This window comes from Accumulibacter sp. (assembly GCF_036625275.1).
Classification (GTDB): domain Bacteria; phylum Pseudomonadota; class Gammaproteobacteria; order Burkholderiales; family Rhodocyclaceae; genus Accumulibacter.
Map to the genome: position 1 here is coordinate 1 of NZ_JAZKUD010000153.1, position 5,287 is coordinate 5,287.

A 5,287-nucleotide genomic window follows, 5' to 3' on the forward strand; every position below is an offset into this window, starting at 1 on the left:
TCGGCAGCGATCAGCGGCGCTGGCTGTTCACCATGCAAGGTGACGCTGACGAGGGCGTGCGGGCGAATGATCTGCCACTCGTCAAGCAGACGATGCAGGTAGGCGTCGAGAGCCAGCGAGCGCTGGCTTTCGACGCGCTCCTGACCGGCCGAGGCGAGGATCTGCGAAATCGTCTGCTTGCAGCGATCGACCTGCTCACGCAACAGCAGCAAGTCTTCTTTCAGTTCAGCATTGCCACCGTGGTTCAGTTCGAGTTCGCGGATGACCACGGCCATCGTGCCGAGCGGCGTCCCCAGTTGGTGCGCAGCGCCGGCAGCGAGGGTGCCGAGGGAGAGAATCTGCTCGTTGCGCAGCGCGTCCTCGCGGGCCGCGGCGAGTTCGCGCTCACGCTCCTTGAGGGCGGCCGCCATGCGTGTCAGAAAGACGACGACGACGCCGACACTGATGACGAAGTTGAGCCACATGCCAAGCACGTGAAGAGCAAAGCCGCTGCCGTGCGCGATGTGTTCCGTGGCGATGCCGGTAGCCCGCGCGAGGAGTTCGTCGATCTGCGCCAGATCGCCCTGCGGCGGCGGCAACGGCAGCTTCCAGAACATCAGAAAGGTGTAGGCAAGCAGAGTCAGTGTCGCCATCGCCCAGGCGTACCTGGCGGGCAGCATGGCAGCGGCCAGCGTCGGCGGCAGCAGGAACAGCGACACGAAGGGGTTGGCCGAGCCACCGGCAAAGTAGAGCAGCACCGCGAGAAAGCCGACGTCAATTGCGAGATGGCCGAACACTTCTCCTGGGGAGCATGGGCCACCGGTGTCGACTCGCCATTGGGTCCATAGATTGACGGCGGCGAGCAACGCAATCACCGCCGTCATTGGCACGACCTCGAGCGGAATCTTCAGCCACGCCACGGCCAGTACCAGCACCATGGCCTGCGTGAGTACTTCAATCCGGCGCAGCGCCACCAACCGCTTCAGCGAGCTCGCGGTAGCCAACAGAAAAGCAGGCCGCTGGGCCTGATTGATTCGGGGCATGGGTTGATGTGCAACCGAGCAGGAGTCGAAGCGGCGAATTTTACGCTCTGGTCGCCGCCGTGACTGCAACTGCGCCAATCTGTCGCACATTGTTTGCGGCGACCGATGGCCGCGCAGTCCGGCAGCGTGCTGGTTGAATATCTACCGCGGGCGGGACTCCTCCGCGCCCTGAGCGTCGGCTCAACCTGACCGCCGAAGCATTCTGATTGGTCGTTGACCTGGATCAAAGGCGCGACAGATGGCATAACTATATTGCTGGAGTGGTAATTGCTGCAGGTTCCACTGGCGGCTTAGCGGACCGACGCCTGCCTTCTCCGAGCGGCGCCACCACCTTCTCGTTTCAACTCAGTCAGGGAGTCATCATGAAAGGACGTATCCTCATCGCCAGTCTTGCCATGGCCGGCATTTCTGCAACCTGGGCCGCCAGCGACGAGCCGATCAAGCCGATCGTCGCCGCCAAGGTCACCAACCCGGCCCTGGTGGAACTGGGCAAGAAGCTTTATTTCGACCCTCGCCTCTCAAAGTCCGGCTTCATCTCCTGCAACTCCTGCCACAACCTGTCCATGGGAGGCTCCGACAACCTGAAGACGTCGATCGGCCACAACTGGCAGAAGGGCCCGATCAATTCGCCGACCGTGCTCAACTCCAGCCTCAACGTCGCTCAGTTCTGGGACGGCCGTGCCAAGGATCTGAAGGCGCAGGCTGGTGGTCCGATCGCCAACCCGGGTGAGATGGCGTTCACGCATGAGCTAGCGGTCAGCCTGCTGCAGTCCATCCCCGGCTATGCGGCTGAATTCAAGAAGGTCTTCGGTTCTGACAAGGTCGATGTCGACCGCATCACTCAGGCCATTGCTGCTTTCGAGGAGACCCTGGTCACCCCGAATTCGCGTTTCGACAAGTGGCTGAAGGGCGACAAGAAGGCGCTCAACAAGACCGAACTGGAAGGCTATGCGCTTTTCAAGGACAGCGGCTGCGTCGCTTGTCACAATGGCGCCGCGGTCGGCGGCAATTCCTTCCAGAAAATGGGCGTCGTCGAACCGTACAAGGCCTCCAGCCCGGCCGAGGGGCGCTCCGCGGTGACCGGCAAGGACGCCGACCGTTTCAACTTCAAGGTGCCGACCTTGCGCAACGTCGAGCTGACCTATCCCTATTTCCACGACGGCGCTGCCGACACCCTGAGCGAAGCGGTCGAAACCATGGGCCGCGTGCAGCTCGGGAAGAAGTTTACGCCTGAGGAAAATGCCAGGATCGTTGCTTTCCTGAAGACCCTGACTGGCGACCAGCCAAGTTTCAAGATGCCCCTGCTGCCGCCGTCCGCCGACAACACCCCGCGGCCGACGCCCTTCGACAAGTAAGGAACCGCCTCGTCCCAGAAACGCCCCGGCTTGTGCCGGGGCGTTTCTTTTGTAGCCGCAGCAGTATTCCGCAAGCGAATACCTGCCCTTCTGGCTCGGGCTTTTCCGGCCATTTCCGAAAAAGTCCCGCCAGCCCATGGTAATGCGAATGATTCGCATATAGAATAGACGCGTGTTGATCAGACCCGCCAGTGTTGCGTCGCGAACGTGGCAGCTTCGCAGATTCGTCCAGTAGGCATGTGTGGTCGGGAGTTTTCGCATGAATGCAAATGACGAGGCACATCAAGGATGGAGGCGAATCACATGAATCCCGGGCAATTGATCACCCTGTTTGACCTGCCAACGGGTCAGGAAGCAATCGTCAGCACCGCGCCTGTCCCAACAGGCGGCGAACTGGCTGAGCGCGAGCTGGCGTTGCGGCTGTTCGAGATCGGTTTCATTGACGGCGAGCGGGTGCGCGTCGTCGCCCGCGGTTGTCCAGGCGGCGACCCCGTGGCGGTAAGGGTGGGCAACACGATGTTCGCTTTACGCAGATTCGAAGCCAAACGGGTGCTGGTTTCCCCGCTGTGTGGAGTGGTGGCATGAGCACGCCAAATGGAACGTTGCGGCTTGCCCTGCTCGGCAACCCGAATTGCGGCAAGACAGCGCTGTTCAATCTGCTGACCGGCAGCCGTCAGAAGGTCGCCAACTATCCCGGGGTCACCGTCGATCGCAAGGAGGGGCAACTCACGGCACCATCGGGCAGGCAGTTTTGCATCCTCGACCTGCCCGGCGCCTACAGTCTCAACGCCGTCAGCATCGATGAGCAGATTACGCGCGACGTGGTCCTCGGCACGCTCGCCGCTGAGCAGCGCCCGGACATGCTGGTCTGTGTCAGCGATGCGACCAACCTCAAGCTCAACCTGCGGCTTGTTCTGGAAGTCAAGCGCCTTGGCCTGCCGATGGTCCTGGCACTCAACATGACTGACCTGGCAAGCAAAAGGGGCATCGCGATCGATGTGCCCGCGCTGGCGCGCGAACTGGGCATGCCGGTGGTCAGGACCGTAGCCGTCAAGCGCGGCGGGGCAAGCGAGTTGATCGCCCAACTCGAAGCGGCTGTGCCGGATCATGTACCACACCCCCCGACTTGGCTGCCGCCCGACGTGGCCGACGTCACCGCCACGCAGCACGAAGTGCGACGGATTCTTGCCGCAACCGTGCGCCAGCCGGCACTCGACACCCGCCTGGACGAGAAGATCGATCGTCTGGTTCTGCATCCGCTCTGGGGAATGCTCATCCTGGCGGCAACGCTGTTCCTGATGTTCCAGGCGGTGTTCAGCTGGGCCAGTCTGCCGATGGAGCTGATCAAGGGCGGCGTCGAAGCGCTCGGCGGCTTTCTCAGCGTGCAGATGCCGGATACGATTCTGCGCAGCCTGCTGGTCGATGGCATCGTCGCCGGTGTCGGCAGCGTACTGGTCTTCCTGCCGCAGATCCTGATCCTGTTCCTCTTCATCCTGGCCCTCGAGGATTCGGGCTACCTGCCCCGGGCGGCCTTCCTTCTGGATCGTCTGATGGGCACCGTTGGCCTCTCGGGTCGCTCGTTCATCCCGCTGTTGTCGAGCTTTGCCTGCGCCATCCCCGGCATCATGGCCGCGCGCACGATCACCAACTGGCGCGACCGGCTGGCAACCATCATGATCGCTCCGCTGATGACCTGCTCCGCGCGCTTGCCTGTCTATGCGTTGATAATCGGGGCGTTCATCCCTGAAACGTCCGTGGCCGGCGTGTTCAATCTGCAGGGACTGGTGCTGTTCGTGCTTTACGTAGCCGGGGTGGCGAGCGCCATGGCCGTGGCGGCTGTACTCAAGCTGACCGTCGGCAAGAGTCTGCAGCATCCGCTGATGCTCGAATTGCCCTCGTACCGTTGGCCGCACGCGCGCAATCTGTTGCTCGGTCTGGTCGAGCGCGCCCGTATCTTCATCATGCGCGTTGGTAACATCATCCTGGCGCTGATGGTGGTGCTGTGGTTCCTTTCGTCATTCCCGGGGCCCCCGGATGGCGCCATCGGCCCGGCGATCCAGTACAGCTATGCCGGCATGCTTGGCCGTGCGCTCGAAGTCGTTTTCGCGCCGATCGGCTTCAACTGGCAGATCTCGATTGCCCTGGTGCCCGGCATGGCTGCCCGCGAAGTCGCTGTCGGCGCCCTCGGCACGGTCTATGCGCTCTCGGCCACCGGCGATGATGTGGCAGAACAGCTTGCGCCCATGCTGGCGGCAGGTTGGTCATTGCCGACGGCGTTCTCTCTGCTTGCCTGGTACGTCTTCTCGCCGCAATGCCTGTCCACCCTGGCTGTGGTCAAGCGCGAAACGAACTCGTGGCGTTACCCATTGCTGATGGCCGGCTATCTGTTCGTCCTGGCGTACGGCGCGGCTTTCATGACCTACCGCCTGGCGCTTTTTCTCACCGGGGGGCCCCATGTTTGAAGAACTGGTCGCTCATGGCGTCGTCCTCTGCGCCGCCGCCTATATGGGCTGGCGCCTGCTACCTGGCCGCTGGTGCGACGCGCTGGGCCAGCGTTGCCGGGACCTCGGGCAGCGGATCGGGCTGGCGCAGGTCCAGGCAGCAACGCCAAGCCAGGCAACTCAGGCCCGTCCCCATGGTGGCTGCGGTCCCTGCACCGGCTGCGCGAGCAGGCAGCGCCCAGCCAGCACCGTCATGATCACGACAAACAAGGAAGCAAGGAAATGCTGAGACGCACGAATGAACCGAGACGGCAACAAAAAACCATGCTGCTCGCCTTGTTGCTGGCGTCGGGGTTTGCCAGTGCCGTCCGGGCCGACGATGCGGCAGAGACCGCTGGCGTCGCCGCCGAGGCGCCCGCCTGGCCGGAATCCACGCTCAGCGGCGACTGGGGCGGCGCCCGTCAGCGCC

5 protein-coding genes and 1 pseudogene are annotated in these 5,287 nt (G+C 63.0%); 5 read left to right on the plus strand and 1 reads right to left on the minus strand.

What is annotated here, in order from left to right; translation table 11 throughout:
* Positions 1-1,022: sensor histidine kinase (locus V5B39_RS21640; RefSeq protein WP_332344885.1), on the minus strand; the 1,022-nt coding region annotated here is incomplete at its 3' end.
* Between the two features lie 362 nt (positions 1,023-1,384).
* On the opposite strand from V5B39_RS21640, the gene V5B39_RS21645 reads away from it, so the two are divergent.
* The 5 genes and pseudogenes from V5B39_RS21645 to V5B39_RS21665 all read left to right on the plus strand — a co-directional run.
* Positions 1,385-2,377, plus strand: coding sequence for a cytochrome-c peroxidase (locus V5B39_RS21645; RefSeq protein WP_287631822.1), 993 nt, complete (start codon positions 1,385-1,387; stop codon positions 2,375-2,377).
* 303 nt (positions 2,378-2,680) lie between these two features.
* Complete coding sequence (locus V5B39_RS21650) at positions 2,681-2,962, plus strand: FeoA family protein (protein WP_332344886.1); 282 nt, start codon at positions 2,681-2,683, stop codon at positions 2,960-2,962.
* Complete coding sequence (feoB, locus tag V5B39_RS21655) at positions 2,959-4,839, plus strand: ferrous iron transporter B (protein WP_332344887.1); 1,881 nt, start codon at positions 2,959-2,961, stop codon at positions 4,837-4,839. The genes V5B39_RS21650 and feoB overlap by 4 nt, the downstream gene beginning before the upstream one ends.
* The gene (locus tag V5B39_RS21660) at positions 4,832-5,107 is read left to right on the plus strand and encodes a hypothetical protein (protein ID WP_332344888.1); all 276 of its coding nucleotides are present in this window, start codon (positions 4,832-4,834) and stop codon (positions 5,105-5,107) included. The genes feoB and V5B39_RS21660 overlap by 8 nt, the downstream gene beginning before the upstream one ends.
* Positions 5,101-5,287, plus strand: a pseudogene (locus V5B39_RS21665) (hypothetical protein); the annotation flags it as partial. The gene V5B39_RS21660 and the pseudogene V5B39_RS21665, both read left to right, overlap by 7 nt.

What these genes read in the sequence shown, in the direction of transcription:
- V5B39_RS21645 (WP_287631822.1), top strand. Translation starts at nt 1,385, where the DNA reads ATGAAAGGACGTATCCTCATCGCCAGTCTTGCCATGGCCGGCATTTCT.
- V5B39_RS21650 (WP_332344886.1), top strand. Translation starts at nt 2,681, where the DNA reads ATGAATCCCGGGCAATTGATCACCCTGTTTGACCTGCCAACGGGTCAG.
- feoB (WP_332344887.1), top strand. Translation starts at nt 2,959, where the DNA reads ATGAGCACGCCAAATGGAACGTTGCGGCTTGCCCTGCTCGGCAACCCG.
- V5B39_RS21660 (WP_332344888.1), top strand. Translation starts at nt 4,832, where the DNA reads ATGTTTGAAGAACTGGTCGCTCATGGCGTCGTCCTCTGCGCCGCCGCC.